Annotated in this window: 13 protein-coding genes; 8 read left to right on the forward strand and 5 right to left on the reverse strand. The window is 73.5% G+C overall.

The window, feature by feature from the left end; all coding sequences use genetic code 11:
• Window positions 1–860 precede the first annotated feature (860 nt).
• Both ACFYXC_RS04960 and ACFYXC_RS04965 read left to right on the forward strand, forming a co-directional pair.
• Window positions 861–1,844 (forward strand): protein phosphatase 2C domain-containing protein, encoded by a 984-nt coding sequence (locus ACFYXC_RS04960; RefSeq protein ID WP_389547028.1) that lies wholly within the window; start codon window positions 861–863, stop codon window positions 1,842–1,844.
• 101 nt (window positions 1,845–1,945) lie between these two features.
• Window positions 1,946–3,688: a pyruvate dehydrogenase gene (locus ACFYXC_RS04965; protein WP_389547031.1), complete on the forward strand. Its 1,743-nt coding sequence runs from the start codon at window positions 1,946–1,948 to the stop codon at window positions 3,686–3,688.
• 21 nt (window positions 3,689–3,709) lie between these two features.
• Here ACFYXC_RS04965 and ACFYXC_RS04970 read toward each other — a convergent pair whose 3' ends face one another.
• Window positions 3,710–5,218: a helix-turn-helix domain-containing protein gene (locus ACFYXC_RS04970; protein WP_389547034.1), complete on the reverse strand. Its 1,509-nt coding sequence runs from the start codon at window positions 5,216–5,218 to the stop codon at window positions 3,710–3,712.
• 935 nt (window positions 5,219–6,153) lie between these two features.
• Between ACFYXC_RS04970 and ACFYXC_RS04975 the strand changes: the two genes are divergently transcribed.
• A complete protein-coding gene (locus tag ACFYXC_RS04975; protein ID WP_388908359.1) occupies window positions 6,154–6,576 on the forward strand; it encodes an ATP-binding protein in 423 nt (140 codons plus the stop codon).
• Window positions 6,577–6,626: 50 nt separating this feature from the next.
• On the opposite strand, the gene ACFYXC_RS04980 is transcribed toward ACFYXC_RS04975, so the two are convergent.
• The gene (locus ACFYXC_RS04980; RefSeq protein ID WP_388907847.1) at window positions 6,627–7,661 is read right to left on the reverse strand and encodes a DUF2637 domain-containing protein; all 1,035 of its coding nucleotides are present in this window, start codon (window positions 7,659–7,661) and stop codon (window positions 6,627–6,629) included.
• Between the two features lie 341 nt (window positions 7,662–8,002).
• Window positions 8,003–8,947, reverse strand: a complete 945-nt coding sequence (locus ACFYXC_RS04985) for a (2Fe-2S)-binding protein (RefSeq protein WP_389547037.1) — start codon at window positions 8,945–8,947, stop codon at window positions 8,003–8,005.
• Window positions 8,948–9,531: 584 nt separating this feature from the next.
• Here ACFYXC_RS04985 and ACFYXC_RS04990 point away from each other — a divergent pair.
• On the forward strand, window positions 9,532–10,482 hold the full coding sequence (locus ACFYXC_RS04990) for an FCD domain-containing protein (protein WP_389548381.1): 951 nt from the start codon (window positions 9,532–9,534) through the stop codon (window positions 10,480–10,482).
• Window positions 10,483–10,629: 147 nt separating this feature from the next.
• On the opposite strand, the gene ACFYXC_RS04995 is transcribed toward ACFYXC_RS04990, so the two are convergent.
• Together ACFYXC_RS04995 and ACFYXC_RS05000 are read right to left on the reverse strand one after the other, a co-directional pair.
• Window positions 10,630–11,403, reverse strand: a complete 774-nt coding sequence (locus ACFYXC_RS04995) for a hypothetical protein (RefSeq protein ID WP_388907843.1) — start codon at window positions 11,401–11,403, stop codon at window positions 10,630–10,632.
• 190 nt (window positions 11,404–11,593) lie between these two features.
• Window positions 11,594–13,354 carry a PucR family transcriptional regulator gene (locus tag ACFYXC_RS05000; RefSeq protein WP_389547040.1) on the reverse strand — a complete coding sequence of 587 codons (1,761 nt, stop codon included), beginning with the start codon at window positions 13,352–13,354 and terminating at the stop codon, window positions 11,594–11,596.
• A gap of 367 nt (window positions 13,355–13,721) precedes the next feature.
• On the opposite strand from ACFYXC_RS05000, the gene ACFYXC_RS05005 reads away from it, so the two are divergent.
• The 4 genes from ACFYXC_RS05005 to ACFYXC_RS05020 all read left to right on the forward strand — a co-directional run bounded on the left by ACFYXC_RS05005 (window position 13,722) and on the right by ACFYXC_RS05020 (window position 19,148).
• Entirely contained in the window at window positions 13,722–14,612 is an 891-nt protein-coding gene (locus ACFYXC_RS05005) for an FAD binding domain-containing protein (protein ID WP_389547043.1), read from the forward strand.
• Complete coding sequence (locus ACFYXC_RS05010) at window positions 14,612–15,151, forward strand: (2Fe-2S)-binding protein (RefSeq protein ID WP_389547046.1); 540 nt, start codon at window positions 14,612–14,614, stop codon at window positions 15,149–15,151. Before ACFYXC_RS05005 ends, ACFYXC_RS05010 begins: the two co-directional genes overlap by 1 nt.
• 2 nt (window positions 15,152–15,153) lie before the next feature.
• Window positions 15,154–17,547 (forward strand): xanthine dehydrogenase family protein molybdopterin-binding subunit, encoded by a 2,394-nt coding sequence (locus ACFYXC_RS05015; RefSeq protein ID WP_389547048.1) that lies wholly within the window; start codon window positions 15,154–15,156, stop codon window positions 17,545–17,547.
• 143 nt (window positions 17,548–17,690) lie between these two features.
• Window positions 17,691–19,148, forward strand: a complete 1,458-nt coding sequence (locus ACFYXC_RS05020; protein WP_389547051.1) for an NCS2 family permease — start codon at window positions 17,691–17,693, stop codon at window positions 19,146–19,148.
• Window positions 19,149–19,160: the final 12 nt, after the last annotated feature.

A 19,160-nucleotide genomic window follows, 5' to 3' on the forward strand; every position in this document is an offset into this window, starting at 1 on the left:
TGGACGACGACCGCACGCCTCCCGCGGGGACTGACCCTGGTCGGGTGGCGGACCCCGCCGACACGCCCCGTCAGGGGCGCGGGGAACTGCGCGCTCAGCCCTCACAACGGCCGGTGGACGACGACCGCACGCCTCCCGCGGGGACTGACCCTGGTCGGGTGGCGGACCCCGCCGACACGCCCCGTCAGGGGCGCGGGGAACTGCGCGCTGAGCCCCCACGAGGGCAGGTCGACCCACAACCCGGCACCCCCCGAACCCGCCCCGCAGGGCCCGCGGAAACGGACCCCCCACCCTGGTGGCCCCCGAGCGGCCCGGCGGCGCGGACGCCGGGCGCCGGGAGCGCGCGCGGCGCCGGGCGGCCCGCAGCGCCGTGGGCGGCCCACGGCCCGTGGACAGCCGACCCACGGGATCCCGCCCCCAGCCCACCGCCCCCCGCCACAGGCGACCGTCGGTCCGACACCCACACCGACACTCCACGCCGCAGCGGGCCCCAGCGGCAGCGCGCCCCCTGGGAAGCCCCGCCCACCGAACCGCCGGGCCCGGCCACCTTCCCATCGGCCCCTGAGCCGGCGGCACCACCCACCGCCATCTCCACGGAAGTACCGGGATCGACGGCACCGACCTCCCACCCGCCGACCCCGGGGACGCCTGCCGACGAGCCCCGGTCCGCCGCCTGCCCCGCCGACCCCGCCGACGAGGACCCCGCCCCCACGGCAGCCGAGTGGTCTCAAGCCCTGGGCGGCCCGCCCACCATCGCCCCACCCCCGACCGCGGGCACCCCGTCCCCCGGCCGGTCAACCACACCCACCCCACCGGCCGAACCCCCGGAGGACCCCTCGTCCGACCAGCCCCTCCTCCAGGTGCCCGACACCCCCGCCCCCGTCGACCACGTCGGCTCCGGCCCGCCCACCTACGACCCCGAACCCACCGCGCTGCCACCCGCCGACCCGGACGACCTCGACGACCTCGTGGCCGACACCGTGCTGGACGGGGCGTCGTACGGGACGTGCACCCTGCGAGCCGTCTCGGTGCGCGGGGACTCGGCCCGCTACCGGGGCGAGCCCCGCAGGGACTCCCTGCTCACCGCCCGTTTCGGCACCGGCGACGGAGCCCTGGTCCTGGTGGCCATGGCGACCGGCGCCCGCGCCACCCCCGACGCCCACCGCGCCGCCGCCGAGGCGTGCCAGTGGATCGGCCGCGCCGTCGGCCGCAGCCACGCCCGGCTCGCCGAGGACATCAGGGCCGCCCGCCGGGGCGACCTGAAGTCGGGCCTGCACCGCCTCACCGACCGCAGCCTCGGCAAACTGCGGGCCAGCGCCGCCGAGCAGGGCGTGGAACCGGAGGAGTACACCGCGAGCCTGCGCTGCCTCCTGCTCCCCGCCGACCCCGAGTGCCGTACGCGCGTCTTCTTCGGCGTCGGACCTGGCGGCCTCTTCCGGCTCAGGGACGGCGAGTGGCAGGACATCGAGCCGCGCGTCGCCGACACCGCGGGCGAACCCGTCGTCGGCTTCGGCTCGCCGCCCCACGAGACGCCCGACGGCGACCGTCTCACCATGGACCTGAACATCGCCACACCCCCGAGCCCGTACGAACCGGCGCCCGAACCGCCGCCCCGCGCGCCCTTCCGCTTCCGCGCCTCCGTCGCCCGCCCGGGCGACGCGCTCCTCCTGTGCAGCAGCGGTTTCGCCGAACCCCTGCGCGGCGAACCGCGCCTGGTCGAACACCTCACCGCCCGCTGGTCGGAGGGCAGCCCGCCCGGCCTCGCCGCGTTCCTCGCGGACAGCACGGTCCGGGTCAAGGGATACGCCGACGACCGGACCGCCGCCGCCGTTTGGGAGGCGTAACCGCGCCCGCTGTGAATTCATGGGACAGGGCGTGCACGGGGTGCGTCGCCCGACAGCGAACGAACCACAGCGAACGAACGACAGCAAGGGGCGCGTGACCCATGGCCAAGCAGAACGTCGCCGAGCAGTTCGTCGACATCCTCGTCCGCGCCGCCGTCAGGCGCCTGTACGGAGTCGTCGGCGACAGCCTCAACCCGGTCGTCGACGCCATCCGCCGCAACTCCGCCATCGACTGGATCCACGTCCGGCACGAGGAGACGGCGGCCTTCGCCGCAGGCGCCGAGGCCCAGGTCAGCGGCAGACTCGGCGCCTGCGCGGGCTCCTGCGGCCCGGGAAACCTGCACCTCATCAACGGCCTGTACGACGCCCACCGCTCCATGGCCCCCGTACTCGCCCTCGCCTCGCACATCCCGTCCAGCGAGATCGGCCTCGGCTTCTTCCAGGAGACCCACCCCGACCAGCTGTTCCGCGAGTGCAGCCACTACAGCGAGATGATCTCCAACCCGCGGCAGATGCCCCGGCTGCTGCAGACCGCCATCCAGCACGCGGTCGGCCAGGGCGGCGTGAGCGTGGTGACACTGCCGGGCGACATCGCCGACGAGCCCGCCCCGGACACGGCCGCCGAGACCGCTCTCGTCACCTCCCGCCCCACCGTGCGCCCCGGCGACACCGAGATCGACAGGCTCGCCGCGATGATCGACGAGGCCGACAAGGTCACCCTCTTCTGCGGCAGCGGCACCGCGGGCGCGCACGCCGAGGTCATGGCGTTCGCCGAGAAGATCAAGTCCCCGGTCGGGCACGCCCTGCGCGGCAAGGAGTGGATCCAGTACGACAACCCGTACGACGTCGGCATGAGCGGACTCCTCGGGTACGGCGCCGCCTACGAGGCCACCCACGAGTGCGACCTGCTGATCCTGCTGGGCACCGACTTCCCGTACAACGCGTTCCTCCCCGACGACGTCAAGATCGCCCAGGTGGACGTGCGGCCCGAGCGTCTCGGCCGGCGCTCGAAGCTGGACCTGGCGGTGTGGGGCGACGTGAAGGAGACGCTGCGCTGCCTCACCCCGAAGGTGAGCCCCAAGAGCAACCGCCGTTTCCTCGACAAGATGCTCAAGAAACACGCCGACGCGCTCGAAGGCGTCGTCAAGGCGTATACGCGCAAGGTCGACAAGCACGTCCCGATCCACCCGGAGTACGTCGCCGCCGTGCTCGACGAACTCGCCGACGACGACGCGGTGTTCACGGTGGACACCGGCATGTGCAACGTGTGGGCGGCCCGTTACATCTCACCCAACGGCCGCCGCCGCATCATCGGCTCCTTCTCGCACGGTTCCATGGCGAACGCGTTGCCACAGGCCATCGGCGCCCAGTTCACCGACCGTGGCCGGCAGGTCGTCTCGATGTCCGGCGACGGCGGATTCTCCATGCTGATGGGCGACTTCCTCACCCTCGTCCAGTACGACCTGCCGGTGAAGGTCGTCCTCTTCAACAACTCCTCGCTGGGCATGGTCGAGCTGGAGATGCTGGTCGCCGGGCTCCCCTCGTACGGGACGGCCAACAAGAACCCGGACTTCGCCGCCGTCGCGCGGGCCTGCGGTGCGTATGGCGTGCGCGTCGAGAAGCCCAAGCAACTCGCGGGCGCGCTCAAGGACGCCTTCCGGCACAAGGGACCGGCCCTCGTCGACATCGTCACCGACCCGAACGCCCTGTCCATCCCGCCGAAGATCAGCAAGGAGATGGTCACGGGCTTCGCCCTGTCGGCGTCGAAGATCGTCCTGGACGGGGGAGTGGGCCGTATGGTCCAGATGGCCCGTTCCAACCTCCGTAACGTGCCCCGGCCGTAGGGACACCTGCGGGACACCCGCTCAGTCGGCGAGCACCCACTTGCGCTCCGCGCCCTCCGAGGCGTACCAGTAGCGCGGCAGCCCCTTGATGCTGCTCGTACGGAACGGACGGCCGCCGTCGTCGATGCGGACCGTGCCGGTGCGTCCCTCGGAGGACCAGTCGAGTTCGAGGTACCAGGCGCAGCCGCACGTCTGTGTCCGTGCGGTGACCAGGAGCACCTCCGGGTCCTCGGCGGACACCCGGTAGGGCATGCGCACCGCCGGGATCGGCGTGCCCGTGTCGTTGCCGGGGACGGAGCGGGCGATCGGGCGGTCCTTGTCCAGGTCGACGGCGAAGGAGCGGGGGGTGACGGCGCCGCCGCAGCCCTGGTCCATGGAGTAGACGGTGCCGGGTACGGGCGCGGTGCGGCCGACCACCCGGACGCGCAGCGCCGTCAGGACGACCGCTGTGGGGGTCCGGCCCTGCACCGAGATCTCCACGTTCGTCTCCTGCCCGTGCACCGCGCCCTGGGTCGCCGCCCAGGTCCCGGCGTCCTGCGGGGCGGGCGGCGGCGGAACCTGCCGCGGGTCCTTGCGGATGACGTAGTCGTGGCCGCAACCCAGCTTCCACGCCTGCGAGTTCGCGGTCCAGGTGAGCGGTACGGCGCCGGATCCGCCGCCTTTCGGCTTCGTGCCGCCGGTGTCCTCGGCGCCCTTCGGGTCCTTCGGGTTCTTCGAAGGAGCGCCGCTCCTTCCGTCGCCGGGGGACGCGGACGCCCCACCGCCGGTGCCGGCCGAGGACGAGGGGCCGGTCCGGCCGGGGGAGGGGCTCGTCGACGGGCCGTGCCGTCCGCCCGAGGTGGCCGCCGTGGTCGGGGACGGCTCGACGGTCCGGGAGGCGTCGTCGGAGGACCCGTCGCCGGAGAGGGCCGACAGACCGCCCAGCGTGGCGAGCAGCGCGGACACCACCGCGACGGCGACGGCGACCCGCCGCCGGCGCAACCTGGCTCCTACTCCGGCTCTGACGCCCACGCGGGGGTCGTTCACGGGTGCGGGTGCGGTCACGGGTTCGGGCGCGGCTGCGGAAACGGGTTCCGTCGGTGGGTGCGGGTCGGGTGTGTCCGATGCGGGCGGCTGCGGCTCGCTCTCCCCCTGCGCGGCCTCTTCCGGCGGACGCGCGTCCTCCGGCGTGTCCGGTGCCGGGCCGGCCGCCGGACCCGTGGGTGTACGCGGCCGCTGCCGGGCCGCGACCGCCAGGATCCACAACCGGTGGAGTTCGAGTCGCTCGGCCGGCGTCGCCCCGCACAGCGCGGCGAACCGCTCCACGGGTGCGAAGTCGAGCGGCACCGCGTCACCGGCGCAGTAGCGGTGCAGCGTCGAGGTGTTCATGTGCACCCGGCGCGCCAGGGCGCCGTAACTGCGGTCCGTCCGCGCCTTCAGACGTCTCAGCAGTGCCGCGAACTCCTCGACGTCGTCGTCCCGAGTCGACACCGTTCCCCCGCACTCGTCGTCGCCCCCGGCGAAGGGGCGTGTCCCGTCCCGGAAGGGCATCCCAGGCACTCCATATACCTGCACGTCAGGGGGGATGGGATGGTTCCACCGTGGCGGAAACATCCCCGTCGGTTGCGCATGCCCCGAGTGACGGCTGATGCTTCTGGTGTCGCGCCGGGCGCCGCCGGACCGATGGAGCCGGGGCCGCCCTCCCGCCACGGGGGTCGAGAGGGCGGCCCCGACGAAGAGGGGGGCGGGGAAGGGCGGCGGGGCCACCACGGCCCCGCCGTTCCCACTCGACCAGGACCGAGTCGTCAGCTTTCCCGCCCGTCCCCGACCGGTTCGCGTACGGCCGGTGCGGCAGGCACGTGTCCGCAGACCGGCCGAACGGCGACAGTCGCCCGACCGGGCGCAGACGTCGCCCGCACGTGGTAGACCACCGCCGGGTTCGCCGTCGGCCCGCGCACCAGACGGCCCGGGCCGTCTCCTTCGCGGTAGCTTCTCCCGCCTCTCCGGTGGGGCGGGAGCGTCGTGGCGCGTCGCGGGCCGGGCGGCCGGTCGCGCCGCTGCGACCGCATCCGACGGCACGACTGCCGCGGAGCAGCCGGCGTCCCAGCGCAATTCACCTGTCGAGCAGGGCTTTCCGCCGGCAGCGCGCACGCGGGAGCCGCCCGGTCCGCCGCGCTCCGCGGGCCGGCCGGTGTACGCCCTGCCGACCCGTCCGCCACCGTTCGGCGCCGCCGTGGCCCTCCGTACGCCCGTGCGGGGGTGGCCCGTTGCGGGTGGGTGCGTGCCGGGCATGTGCCATCGGCGGCCGTACGCCACGTGCTTGACGTTTCGACATGACTGCCGCCATTCCGGGCGGGGCATGCATTCCGTGAACGTGTTCGAGGGGAACCGACAGCGCGGCGGGGGTCATGAACAGGTATGCACGAGGAGGCGGTCCCGTTTTACCCGGGGCCTCCTCGGGGGAGACGGTGAAGACGGCCACGGCCGTGGGGGACACGGCACGGAGCGCGCCCGACCAGCAGGGCTCCTGGCAACTGAGGCGCAGGCTCCGGCGCTGCGACCTCCGGGCGGTGCCCGAGGTCCGCAGGGCGCTGCGGGAACTGCTCGCCCACTGGGGGCGGCCCGGCAGGTCCGAGACGGCGGAGCTGCTGACCAGCGAGATCGTGACCAACGCGCTCGTGCACACCGACCAGGAGGCGCTGCTGACGGCGACCGTCGGCCCGCGCGGACTGCGGGTGGAGGTGCGGGACTTCGAGGCGCGCAGGCCGAGGCTCCGGGTACCGGACGTGAACGACGGTACGCACGGCAGGGGTCTGGTCCTGGTGCAGTCGCTCGCGGACGCGTGGGGCGTCCGCACGCACGGGGTGGGGAAGGCGGTGTGGTTCGAACTGGACGGGGGCGCGGCATGAACTGCCGCGCCCCCGTCCGTGGTCGGACCGTCGTACGGTCCGGGTCGCGCTCAGCCGAACTGCTGCTCCAGGTCCTTCAGCTTGCGCTCGAGCGAGTCGAGCCGCGGGAGGGCCATGGTGTCGTCCTCCGCGGTCAGGTCGACCGTCGACGGCTCACCGGCGCGGCGGACGGGCTGCAACGAGGGTCGGGCGGCGCGTTGAGGCAGTTCGGGCGTTGATATGGCAGGCTCCGCGGCGACCTGGGGGGCCGCTTGGGCCGGCTGCAGTTCCGCCTGACGGCCGCCGCGGCCGATCATTCCGCGGTGGCCGCGGGTGATCGCCTTGATGCGGGCACGGTCCAGCTTCTCCTGGTCGCGACGGCGCAGGCGGTTCGCTTCCTTCTCCCGCTTGTCCTCACGGACCTCCTCGACCGCCTCGTCCAGGCTGCGCACGTTCTCCAGCAGCATCAGCGACCAGGCGCCGTAGGTCTCACGAGGGGCACGCAGCCACCGTACGATCCGGATCTGCGGCAGCGGCCGGGGCACCAGGCCCTGCTCACGGAGGGCGGCACGACGGGTCTGCTTCAGCGCGCGGTCGAACAGCACGGCGGCCGACAGGGACATGCCGGCGAAGAAGTGCGGGGCGCCCGCGTGGCCCATACCCCTGGGGGCGTGCACCCAGTTGAACCAGGCGGCGGCGGCCGCGAACGTCCACACGAGTATCCGGGAGCCGAGGGCGGCGTCACCGTGGCTGGCCTCGCGCACCGCGAGCACCGAGCAGAACATGGCCGCGCCGTCCAGGCCGAACGGCACCAGGTACTGCCAGCCGCCGGACAGGTTCAGATTCTGCTCGCCGAAGCCGACCAGGCCGTGGAAGGAGAGGGCGGCGGCGACCGCGGCGCAGCAGAAGAGCAGTACGTAGGAGGCGGTGCCGTAGATGGCCTCCTTGCGCCTGCGGCGCTCCTCCGTGCGCTCCCACGAGTCTTCGGCGTGCGTCTTCTCCCCGGCGCGCTTGCCACGCGCGAGCACCGCAACCGCCGCCAGCAGGCCCAGGAGCAGCACGGCGCCGGGTAGCAGCCAGTTCAGCGATATGTCGGTCAGTCTCATCTGGGGTCCCTTGCATTGGGATAGGGCGTAACGCCCGTCATAGTGGCCCAATCCCGCGGGTCCTCAGGGGGTTTCGGGGCAAGAGGCCGCCAAGAGAGTGCAAGGGGATGCGCGTGGGCGGCATTCTCCTCGAACTGCCGCTTGAGGAGCGGGAGTTGAGTTCGAGTTAGATTACCCTTACGGGTGGTTCCACGGAAAGTTCCTGCGCCAAGTGAGGAATTTGTGAAGCAGTCGTGACCTGGCGACCGCTGCCGTGGCCGGGGCAGCCGGGTCCGCGCCGAGTTGATCTTACGCGACGCGGAGCGGTGCGAACGCCGGGCTCAGCCCGCGGCCCGGGCCGCTCAAGCGACTTCGGCGGCCTCGGCGGCCTCGGCGACTTCGGCGACTTCGGCGGCCTCGGCCGCCTCGGCCGCCTGGGCGGTCAGCTTCGCGATGCGGACGGCCTCGGAGTTGCGGGGGCAGTTGGCGCAGGTGTCCTCGGCGTCGAGGGTGTAGTAGAAGCAGCAGCTCGCCCGGTCGCGGGTCGGCAGGCACTGGCCGCCGGCGCTCGTCACCTCGCGGAAGCCGGCGGCGCCGACGTACGGCCGGGTGGCTCCGGGGAACAGCCGTTCCAGTTCCACCGTCGCGCGCTGCTGCTCGCCCATGAGGCCGGCGACGTACCACAGGCTCTCGACGACCTCGTCGGTCGCCATGGCCCACAGGGCGCGGCCCCGGCGCCGCATCCGCGGCCCGAAACCGTTGAGGACCGGCTCCAGGTGCTCGGCCACGGCGGCCCGCACCTCCGCGCGCAGGGCCTCTTCGTCCGGGACGACCCGGGCGCCGGGCAGCGCCGCCGCCGGGTCGTCCGGCAGGCAGGCGAACTCGCCCACGCGTACCGCGATACGGCCGGGCATGCGCTCGAAGGTGACGTCCTGCACGGGGAAACGGGGGACGCGGCGCAGCACGAACCACGGCACGGTGATCAGGAGGCAGGCCGGCCAGGCGTACCGGTGCAGGCCGAAGCTGGCGACGACGTCGGGGCGGGCCCGCCGGCCGTGGTCGGCCAGCACCTGCTCGTCGTCCCAGGCGAGGAAGGAGTCGAGGTCGGCGCCCGCCTCCGCGAGCCCCGCGACGGCGAACCGTCCGTCGCCCGTCGGGGCCGGTTCGTCCGGAGCGAGCTCCGTCACGCCCAGGGCCGGGAGCACCTCGGTCATCCGCGTGTACGCCTCGGTGAGGGCCGAGCGGGCCGGGTGAGCCGCGTGCGCGACGGCACGGGACGCGGTCTCGGCCGGGGCGGGAGCGGACATGCAGGGGACCCCGTTTCGCGATCAACTACAGGTAAGGCTTACCTTACCCGATAGGGTCGAGGTTTACCCTGTTCTGTCGGATCACAAAGCACCCACCCACCCCCACCGCTGTCACCCCCCGCCAGGAGGCCCCCGTGGAGAAGCCACTTCCCCGCAAGGCCCCCACCTCCACGCCACCGCCCCCCGGCCGGCTCCACCCCACGACGACGCCCACGAAGTCGCCGCCCGAAGCGGGCCCGGCACGCTCCGCGGAGGCACGTCCGGGGGCGGCCCACCCCGTGGGGACCCGTCCGGCGGAGGCCCGCCCTGCGGGGGACGATCCCGGCGGGGCTCGCTCCGCGCAGCCGCGTCCGGCGGAGTCCCGTCCGGCGGGGGGCCGCCGCCCGGGCGGGTCCCGTCCCGTGGAGGCCCGTCCGGCGGAGGACGGGCCCGGCGGGGCCAGTCCCGCCGAGGCGCGCCCGGAGACGCCCGACGACGCTCCGGCACGCTCCGCGGAGGCGCGTCCGGCGGAGGCGCCTGGCGGGGCCGACGTCGCGTGGGTTCCGGTGCAGGCGCGGTCGCAGGGCGGTGTGAACCTGCGAGGGGTGCGCCGGGACGAGGGCACGCCTGCCGGCGGCGTCCCCGCGGAACGGGCCGGCGCCGTTCCCCCGGAGCGGGCCGGTGCCGTTCTCGCGGAACCCGACGGCGCCGGGGCCGGCGAGTCCGTGGCGCGGGGGGAGCACACCCACAGTGAGACGCCGATCCCGTTGCCCCGGGCGACACGGGAAGGCGTACGGGAGCCGCAGGAGCCGGACGCCGGAGGTGGGCGGAGCGCGTACGGGCGGGGGACGCCCGAGCCCCGTACGCCCTCCGCGGCACCCGCCCCCGACCCCGGCGCCGGCCCCGCCTTCGCCGCCGTGGCGCCCCGCCCCGTGATCCAGCGGGCCTCCGTCCGCGGCCAGGTCCTCGACGCCCTGCGCTCCGCGCTCGTCGCCGGCGACCTGGCGCCCGGTGAGGTCTACTCCGCCCCGGCGCTCGGCGAACGCTTCGGCGTCTCGGCGACCCCCGTGCGCGAGGCCATGCAGCAACTCGCGAACGAGGGCGCCGTGGAGGTCGTGCCGAACCGCGGCTTCCGTGTCATACGGCGCGGGGCCCGGGAGCTGGCCGAGCTCGCCGAGATCCGGGCCCTCGTGGAGATGCCCGTGATGCTGCGGCTGACCCGTACGGTGGCGGCCCCCTGCTGGGCGGAGCTGCGCCCGCTGGCCGAGGCGACCGTGACCGCGGCGGCCACCGGCGACCCCGCGCGCTACGCCGAGTCCGACCGTGCCTTCCACGCCGCCGTCCTCGCCCTCTCGGGCAACCGCCAGCTGGTCCAGCTCGCGGACGACCTGCACCGCCGCGCCCAGTGGCCCCTGGCGGGCGCGCCCACCCGCCGCCCGCGCGCCGACCTCCAGGCCGACGCCGCCCAGCACACGGCCCTCCTCGACGCACTGGCCGCCCAGGACGTCCCGACGGCACAGTCCCTGGTACGCGACCACTTCGCCGGCGGCGCGTAGCGGCCACGGCGAGGCCGACCCCGGCGGACGCGGACGACCGGGCCCCGCGCAACGGAAACGCCGTACCGCATACCTCGTACCGCGGCAGCGGGCGCCCGCGCCGCCCGCCACCCGCAGGCGGCAGGCCGCGCGACGCGAACCGCGTCGTCAGGCCGTGGCCGCCGGTGGCGTCAGCTGGTCCGCCAGCCAGATCGGTACGCCCCCCAGGAGGCGGAACAGCCGTCCCGCCTCCGCCCGCAGGCGGGACGCCTCCGGTTCGGTCTCCGCGTCGGCGAGGGACGCCAGGGCCGGGGCCGTACCGACCAGGAAGCCCAACTCCTCCCGGATGCGCAGCGATTCGGCGAAGCCGTGCCGCGCCTCCGCCAACTCGCCCTCGCGCAGGGCGAGTCCGGCGAGGTGACGCCAGGTGAAGGAGAGCAGCAGCGGGTCGTCGTGCGCGGTGGCCCCGGCGTGCGCGCGCCGATAGGCGGCGCGCGCGGACTGCGGGGAACGGGCGAGGTTCTCGGCGAGCAGGCCCCGCCGGAAGTCGAGCAGCGCCCGCCCGCGGGCACCCGGCGCGATCAGGGCCGCGGCCCGCCCGAGCGCGGCCCGCGCCTCGTCGGCGCGGTCACGCACCGCGAGCAGCGTGGACGCGTACGCGAGTTGCCCCCGCTCGCACGCCGCCGCCCCCCGCTCGTCGTCGCTCTGGGCCAGCGCCTCCGCCGTACGCAGCGCGTCCTCCGCCTCCGCCCACCCCTGCTCGGTGTACAGGCACCGCTCGACGAGCAACGAGGCCCGTTGCAGGGCGGCCGACGCCGTGTGTGGTTCGAGGAGCGCGGCCGCGTCGGCCCAGCAGGCGCGTGAGCGCAGCCGCCATACCGCGGTCTGGAGGGGATCGTCTCCTGCGGTCGTTCCGTGACCAGACATGGCGGGATGCGCCACGTTGCCCTCCCCGAGCACGCCATTGAGCTGTTGAGTGGTGGCGGCATCTCAGCACGAATCATCGCGCCCGGCCAAGAGGGTGGGTGAAGGATTTCACAAAGTCGTGGGACAGAGACGACACTTGGTGCCGGCCGCGGGCGCCTCGCCGCGCCCGGGCGACAGCGGCCGCACCGGCCGCAGCCCCGTGACCTCAGCTCATCCGCAGGGCCAGGAAGAAGTCCAGCTTGTCCTCGAGCCGGGAGAGATCCCGGCCCGTCAACTGCTCGATCCGCCCCACCCGGTACCGCAGCGTGTTGACGTGCAGATGCAGCCGGGCCGCACAGCGCGTCCACGAGCCGTCACAGTCGAGGAACGCCTCCAGTGTCGGGATCAGCTCGGCGCGGTGCCGGCGGTCGTACTCGCGCAGCGGATCCAGCAGCCGCGCCGTGAAGGCACGGCGCACGTCGTCCGGCACGAACGGCAGCAGCAGGACGTGGGACGCCAACTCCTGGTGGCCCGCCGCGCACACCCGCCCGGGCCTCGCCGCGGCCACCCGGCGCGCGTGCCGGGCCTCCTCCAGGGCGCCGCGCAGCCCCTCCGCCGAGTGCACGGCCGCGCTGACGCCGAGCGTGAGCCGCCCGTCGCCGTCCAGCCCCGCCGACAGCGGGGCGCGTACCGCCTCCAGGATCGCGTCGGCGTGCAGCCCGGTCTCCGAGCCGTCGTGCTCCGAGGAGACCGCGGGCAGCGGTACGAGCGCGACGGCCTCGTCACCCGTGTGGGCGACGGCGATCCGGTCGGACGGCTCGGGTCCCGACGACAGCGGGTCGACCAGGATCTCCTCCAGCAGCGCCTGCGCCACCGGACCGCCCTCGGGCCCCGCGGCCCGCCGGCCGGCGCCGGCTCCACCGCCGGCCTCGGCCGCCGGGGCACCGGCGGGCCCGCCTCTCGCGTCGCCGCCGCCTCCCCGCTCGTCCCATTCGACGCGGGCGACCACGACCTGCCAGTGCGGGGCGGCGCCGAGCCCCGGCAGCAGCACGGGCGCCGCGACCCGCAGCCGCGCCGCGATCTCGGCGGGCGCGGCTCCGGTCTGCACCAGTTCCAGAACCTCCTGCGCGAGCCTGCGCCGCACGGTGCGCGCCGCGTCCCGGCGCTCCCGCTCCACGGCGATCAGCTGCGTCACGCCCTCCAGCAGGTCGAGCCGCTCCGCCGGCCAGTCCCCGGCGTCCGCCTCGACCGCGAGCAGCCACTCCGACAGCACCGTCTCCCGTACGTCGCGCGCACCCGCCGTACCGCGCCCGCCGCCGCGGACCGGGAAGAGGGAGTACGTCGTGGAGCCCACCGTGGCCCGGTACGGCCCGCGGCGGCCCGAGCGGACGCCGGCCAGGTGCTCGCCGGCCAGCGCCGCGCGCACGCCCGCGGGCAGCCCCGCCTCGGTGAGGTGCGAGCCGGCGACGAGGCGTCCGGCGGGGGAGAGCACCCAGGCCCGCAGGTCCAGGTCGGAACCGAGCAGGTCCAGGACCACGTCGGGGCCCCCGCCCGCGGGCCCCGAGGTCATCATCCTGCGGTGCCGGTCCACCACGGCCGCCAGGTCCCCGGCCCGTTCACCGGACACCTGCCGTACGACGTGCTCGGTGATCGTCGCGAAGGCCACCGACTCGTTGACGGCGAACAGCGGCAGCCGGTGCCTGGCGCAGGCCGTCACCAGGTCGTCCGGGATCGCGCCCAGCTCCGCCTCGCCCGCGCCCAGCGCCGTGACCCCGGCGGTGGCGAGGATCCGTACGAAGGGCTCGGAGTCGGCGGGTCCGCGGCGCCAGGCGAGCCCCGTGAGCACCAGCTCGCCGCCCGAGAGGTAGCGGCTCGGGTCCCGCAGGTCCGTGGTCATCACGCCCCGCACGGTGCGGTCCAGCTCGTCCTGGCCGCCGAGCAGCCGCAGGCCCAGCGCGTCCGTGTCCAGCAGTGCGCGCAGCCGCATCTCGTCGCCGCCGTTCTGTCTCGAAATCTATGGTGGATGGAGAACCGGTGGAGGGGGTGGAACCGATGAAGGGGAGAGGGAAGGACCGACTACGACCGGTGGCCGACGCGCAGCGGACTGCGTCTGGCGTTTCCGGGGGAAAGCCGAGAGGTTACTGATGACCCCTGTTCATACGAATCTACAAGATGCGCGCCCTGGCCAGCCAACTCCTTCATGGTTTCGGTGACTGACCCCGTTGGTGGACCGCGCTGTGTACTGACTCCGCTCCACGTGAACACCTCATGAACGAGCCGGGCCCGCAGCACCCGATCTGGCTTGATCAGCACGCTTCAGAGCACGCTCCACGAGACGAAGAAGAGAGCCGGTCATGGACTTCCTTCGCCCCGCCAGCTGGGAGGAGGCGCTCGCCGCGAAGGCAGCGCACCCCACCGCTGTGCCGATTGCGGGCGGCACCGACGTGATGGTCGAGATCAACTTCGACCACCGCCGGCCCGAACACCTGCTGGACCTGAACCGCATCGGCGAGCTGAGCGACTGGGAGGTCGGCGAGGAGTCGGTCCGCCTGGGCGCCTCCGTCCCCTACACGGCGATCATGGACCATCTCCGTGGCGAACTGCCCGGCCTGGCCCTGGCCTCCCACACCGTGGCCTCCCCGCAGATCCGCAACCGCGGCGGGGTCGGCGGCAACCTCGGCACCGCCTCCCCGGCCGGCGACGCCCACCCCGCCCTCCTCGCGGCGGGCGCCGAGGTCGAGGTGGAATCCGTACGGGGCTCCCGGCTGATCCCGATCGACGCGTTCTACACCGGGGTCAAGCGCAACGCGCTCGCCGCCGACGAACTCATCAGGGCCGTCCACGTCAAGAAGGCGGACGGCCCGCAGCAGTACTCGAAGGTCGGCACCCGCAACGCCATGGTGATCGCGGTGTGCGCCTTCGGCCTGGCCCTGCACCCCGCGACGCGCACGGTCCGCACCGGCATCGGTTCGGCCGCGCCCACCCCCGTACGGGCGAAGGCCGCCGAGGAGTTCCTGAACGCGGCGCTGGAGGAGGGCGGCTTCTGGGACAGCGGCAAAATCATCACCCCGTCGGTGGCCAGACAGTTCGCCGAGCTGTGCGCCGGCGCCTGCAACCCCATCGACGACGTCCGGGGCACGGCGAGCTACCGCCGCCACGCGGTCGGCATCATGGCCCGCCGCACGCTCACCTGGACCTGGGAGTCGTACCGCGGCACCGCCGCGGCCACCGAGGGAGTCGCGTAATGCGTGTCAGTTTCACGGTCAACGGCCGTCCGCAGGAAGCCGACGACGTGTGGGAGGGCGAGTCCCTGCTGTACGTGCTGCGGGAGCGCCTGGGCCTGCCGGGCTCGAAGAACGCCTGCGAGCAGGGCGAGTGCGGTTCCTGCACCGTCCGCCTCGACAACGTGCCGGTCTGTTCCTGTCTGGTCGCGGCCGGGCAGGTCGAGGGCCGTGAGGTCGTGACCGTCGAGGGTCTCGCGGCCTTCGCCGAGCAGCGGGCCGCGGAGCAGGGCCGCAGTGCCGACTCCGCCTCTTCCGGCACCGTCGAGGGCTCCGGGCTCGCGCCCGTCCAGCAGGCGTTCATCGACGCCGGAGCCGTTCAGTGCGGCTTCTGCACCCCCGGTCTGCTGGTCGCGGCCGACGAGATGCTGGAACGCAACCCCACGCCGACCGACGCGGACATCCGCGAGGCGCTCTCCGGCAACCTCTGCCGCTGCACCGGCTACGAGAAGATCATGGACGCGGTCCGCCTGGCGGCCGCACGGCAGGGAGAGGTGGTCTGACCGTGCCTGCGAAACCCGCCGTCGGCACCCCCACCGAGGTCACCCAGGCCTCCCGGACCAAGGGCGGCATCGGTGAGTCCACGCTCCGCCCGGACGGCACCCTGAAGGTCACCGGCGAGTTCGCGTACTCGTCCGACATGTGGCACGAGGACATGCTGTGGGGCCAGCTCCTGCGCTCCCCGGTCGCGCACGCCGAGATCCTCTCCATCGACACCGGCGAGGCCCTCGCGACGCCCGGCGTGTACGCGGTCATGACGTACGAAGACCTGCCGACCGACGTGAAGAACTACGGCCTGGAGATCCAGGACACCCCGGTACTCGCCCACGGCCGCGTCCGCCACCACGGCGAGCCCGTCGCGATCGTGGCCGCCGACCACCCCGAGACCGCCCGCCGTGCCGCCGCCAAGATCAAGGTGGAGTACCGCGAACTGCCGGTCGTCACCGACGAGTCGAGCGCCACGGCCCCCGACGCGCCGCTCCTCCACGAGAACCGCGACGACCACCACATCGGCCACGTGCCGCACCCGAACATCGTGCACCGCCAGCCGATCGTCCGCGGTGACGTCGAGGCGGCCCGGCGGCGCGCCGATCACATCGTCGAGGGCGAGTACACCTTCGGCATGCAGGACCAGGCGTTCCTGGGCCCCGAGTCGGGACTCGCCGTGCCCGCCGAGGACGGCGGCGTCGACCTCTACGTCGCCACCCAGTGGCTGCACTCCGACCTGCGGCAGATCGCCCCGGTCCTCGGCCTGCCCGAGGACAAGGTCCGGATGACGCTCTCCGGAGTCGGCGGCGCCTTCGGTGGCCGCGAGGACCTGTCCATGCAGATCCACGCCTGCCTGCTGGCGCTCCGCACGGGGAAACCGGTCAAGATCGTCTACAACCGGTTCGAGTCCTTCTTCGGCCACGTCCACCGCCACCCCGCGAAGCTCCACTACGAGCACGGGGCGACGAAGGACGGCAGGCTGACCCACATGAAGTGCCGGATCGTCCTGGACGGCGGCGCGTACGCCTCCGCGTCCCCGGCGGTCGTCGGCAACGCGGCATCCCTGTCGGTCGGCCCGTACGTGCTCGACGACGTCGACATCGAGGCGATCGCCCTCTACTCCAACAACCCGCCCTGCGGCGCCATGCGCGGCTTCGGCGCGGTCCAGGCGTGCTTCGCCTACGAGGCGCAGATGGACAAGCTCGCGGACGCGGTGGGCATGGACCGGGTCGAGTTCCGGCAGCTCAACGCGATGTCGCAGGGGACGCTCATGCCGACCGGCCAGCCGGTCGACTCGCCCGCCCCGGTCGCCGAACTCCTGCGCCGCGTCAAGGCGATGCCGATGCCCCCGGAGCAGCAGTGGCTCGCGGCCGGCGAGGCGGCGGACGTCCGCCAGCTGCCCGGCGGCCTCTCCAACACCACGCACGGCGAGGGCGTCGTCCGGGGTGTCGGTTACGCGGTCGGCATCAAGAACGTCGGCTTCTCCGAGGGCTTCGACGACTACTCCACCGCGAAGGTCCGCATGGAGGTCGTCGGCGGTGAGCCCGTCGCGACCGTCCACACCGCGATGGCTGAGGTCGGCCAGGGCGGAGTGACCGTCCACGCCCAGATCGCCCGCACCGAACTGGGCGTCGCCCAGGTGACCATCCAGCCGGCCGACACACAGGTGGGATCCGCCGGATCCACCTCCGCGTCCCGCCAGACGTACGTCACCGGCGGCGCCGTCAAGAACGCGTGCGAACTCGTCCGCGAGAAGGTCCTGGAGATCGGCCGCCGCAAGCTCGGCACGTACCACCCCGCCTGGGCCACCGCCGAACTGCTCCTGGAGGGCGGCAAGGTCGTCACCGACGGCGGCGAGGTGCTGGCCGACCTGGTGGACGTGCTGGAGGACGAGGCCGTCGAGGTCGAGGAGGAGTGGCGGCACCGGCCCACCGAGGCTTTCGACCTGCGCACCGGGCAGGGCTCCGGGCACGTCCAGTACTCGTTCGCCGCGCACCGGGCCGTCGTCGAGGTGGACACCGAACTGGGCCTGGTGAAGGTCGTCGAGCTGGCCTGCGCGCAGGATGTCGGCAAGGCGCTCAACCCGCTGTCCGTCATCGGCCAGATCCAGGGCGGCACGACCCAGGGCCTGGGTGTCGCCGTGATGGAGGAGATCATCGTCGACCCGAAGACGGCGAAGGTCAGGAATCCGTCCTTCACCGACTACCTCATCCCCACGATCCTCGACACCCCGACGATCCCCGTCGACGTGCTCGAACTCGCCGACGAGCACGCGCCGTACGGGCTCCGTGGCATCGGCGAGGCACCGACCCTCTCGTCGACCCCGGCCGTCCTCGCGGCGATCCGCGACGCGACGGGCCTGGCACTCGACCGGACCCCCGTCCGCCCGGAGCACCTCACCGGGACGTAGTCCGCGGGGACCTCGTCCTCGCGATCCCCTGTCCGCGATCCCCTGTCCGCCTCGGGCCGTCCCCCGGGTCGTGCACCTTCCCAAAACCCGCGCCGCCACGGCGGTACCCGCGGGTGCCCCTATGAACCTTGGGAGAAGGCACCATGGCCCAGCAGTCACTGGAGCCCAGGACCACCGCCGACGACGCGGGTGAAGGAACCCGCGTCCCGGCCGGCCGGTCCTGGCTCGACCGTTACTTCCACATCTCCCCACGGGGCAGCTCCGTCACGCGGGAGGTGCGTGGCGGCGTCACCACCTTCATGGCGATGGCGTACATCCTCCTCCTCAACCCCCTCATCCTGTCCGGCAAGGACGTGGCGGGGGACACGCTCGGCCGGCAGGCCCTGATCACCGCGACGGCCTTCGCGGCGGCTCTCACCACACTCCTGATGGGCTTCCTCGGCAGGGTGCCGCTCGCCCTCGCCGCGGGACTGTCGGTCTCCGGGGTCCTCTCCTCGCAGGTCGTGCCGCAGATGACCTGGCCGCAGGCCATGGGCATGTGTGTGATGTACGGCGTGGTCATCATGCTCCTGGTGGTCACCGGGCTGCGCGAGATGATCATGAACGCGATCCCGCTGGCGCTGAAGCACGCGATCACCATGGGCATCGGCCTGTTCGTCGCCCTGATCGGCCTGGTGAAGGCGGGCTTCGTCCACCCGGGCAACGCCACCCCGGTCTCGCTCGGGGCCACCGGCGAACTGGCGGGCTGGCCCGTGCTGCTGTTCGCCGTGACCCTGCTCGCCATCTTCATGCTGCAGGCCCGCGGCGTCCCCGGCGCCATCCTGATAGGCATCGCCGGCGGCACCGTACTGGCCGTCGTCCTCAACGCGCTCGATGTCATCGACCCGAAGCAGTGGGCCGGCGGCGCTCCCGAACTGCACGGCAGCGCCGTGTCGATGCCCGACTTCTCGATCTTCGGCGACGTCGAGTTCGGAGGCTGGGACGAGGTCGGCGCGATGACGGTCGGCATGATCGTCTTCACGCTCGTCCTCGCCGGGTTCTTCGACGCGATGGCCACCATCATCGGCGTCGGCACCGAGGCCGGGCTCGCCGACGACAAGGGCCGGATGCCCGGTCTGTCCAGGGCCCTGTTCATCGACGGTGCCGGCGGGGCGATCGGCGGCGTCGCGGGCGCGTCCGGCCAGACGGTGTTCGTGGAGTCCGCGACCGGTGTCGGCGAGGGCGCCCGGACCGGGTTGTCCTCGGTCGTCACGGGCCTCTTCTTCGCGGCCTGTCTCTTCTTCACCCCGCTGACGGCGATCGTCCCCGGCGAGGTCGCGGCGGCGGCCCTGGTCGTCATCGGCGCGATGATGATGACGAACGCCCGCCATGTGGACTGGGCCGACCGCGCCACCGCGGTCCCGGTCTTCCTGACCGTGGTGATCATGCCGTTCACGTACTCCATCACCGCGGGTGTCGCGGCCGGAGTCATCAGCTACGTCGCCATCAGGATCGCCCAGGGCAAGGCCCGGGAGATCGGAGCGTTCATGTGGGGCCTGACCCTGATCTTCCTGGTCTTCTTCGCCCTGAACCCCATCGAGAGCTGGCTGGGCGTCCACTAGGCGCCCCCTGAG

The organism is Streptomyces sp. NPDC002701 (assembly GCF_042889045.1).
GTDB lineage: Bacteria > Actinomycetota > Actinomycetes > Streptomycetales > Streptomycetaceae > Streptomyces.

Excerpts from the sequence above, each read along its gene's own strand:
- ACFYXC_RS04965 (WP_389547031.1), top strand. The coding sequence starts at position 1,946 with ATGGCCAAGCAGAACGTCGCCGAGCAGTTCGTCGACATCCTCGTCCGC.
- ACFYXC_RS04970 (WP_389547034.1), bottom strand. The coding sequence starts at position 5,218 with ATGCCCTTCCGGGACGGGACACGCCCCTTCGCCGGGGGCGACGACGAG.
- ACFYXC_RS04980 (WP_388907847.1), bottom strand. The coding sequence starts at position 7,661 with ATGAGACTGACCGACATATCGCTGAACTGGCTGCTACCCGGCGCCGTG.
- ACFYXC_RS04985 (WP_389547037.1), bottom strand. The coding sequence starts at position 8,947 with ATGTCCGCTCCCGCCCCGGCCGAGACCGCGTCCCGTGCCGTCGCGCAC.
- ACFYXC_RS05000 (WP_389547040.1), bottom strand. The coding sequence starts at position 13,354 with ATGCGGCTGCGCGCACTGCTGGACACGGACGCGCTGGGCCTGCGGCTG.
- ACFYXC_RS05005 (WP_389547043.1), top strand. The coding sequence starts at position 13,722 with ATGGACTTCCTTCGCCCCGCCAGCTGGGAGGAGGCGCTCGCCGCGAAG.
- ACFYXC_RS05010 (WP_389547046.1), top strand. The coding sequence starts at position 14,612 with ATGCGTGTCAGTTTCACGGTCAACGGCCGTCCGCAGGAAGCCGACGAC.
- ACFYXC_RS05020 (WP_389547051.1), top strand. The coding sequence starts at position 17,691 with ATGGCCCAGCAGTCACTGGAGCCCAGGACCACCGCCGACGACGCGGGT.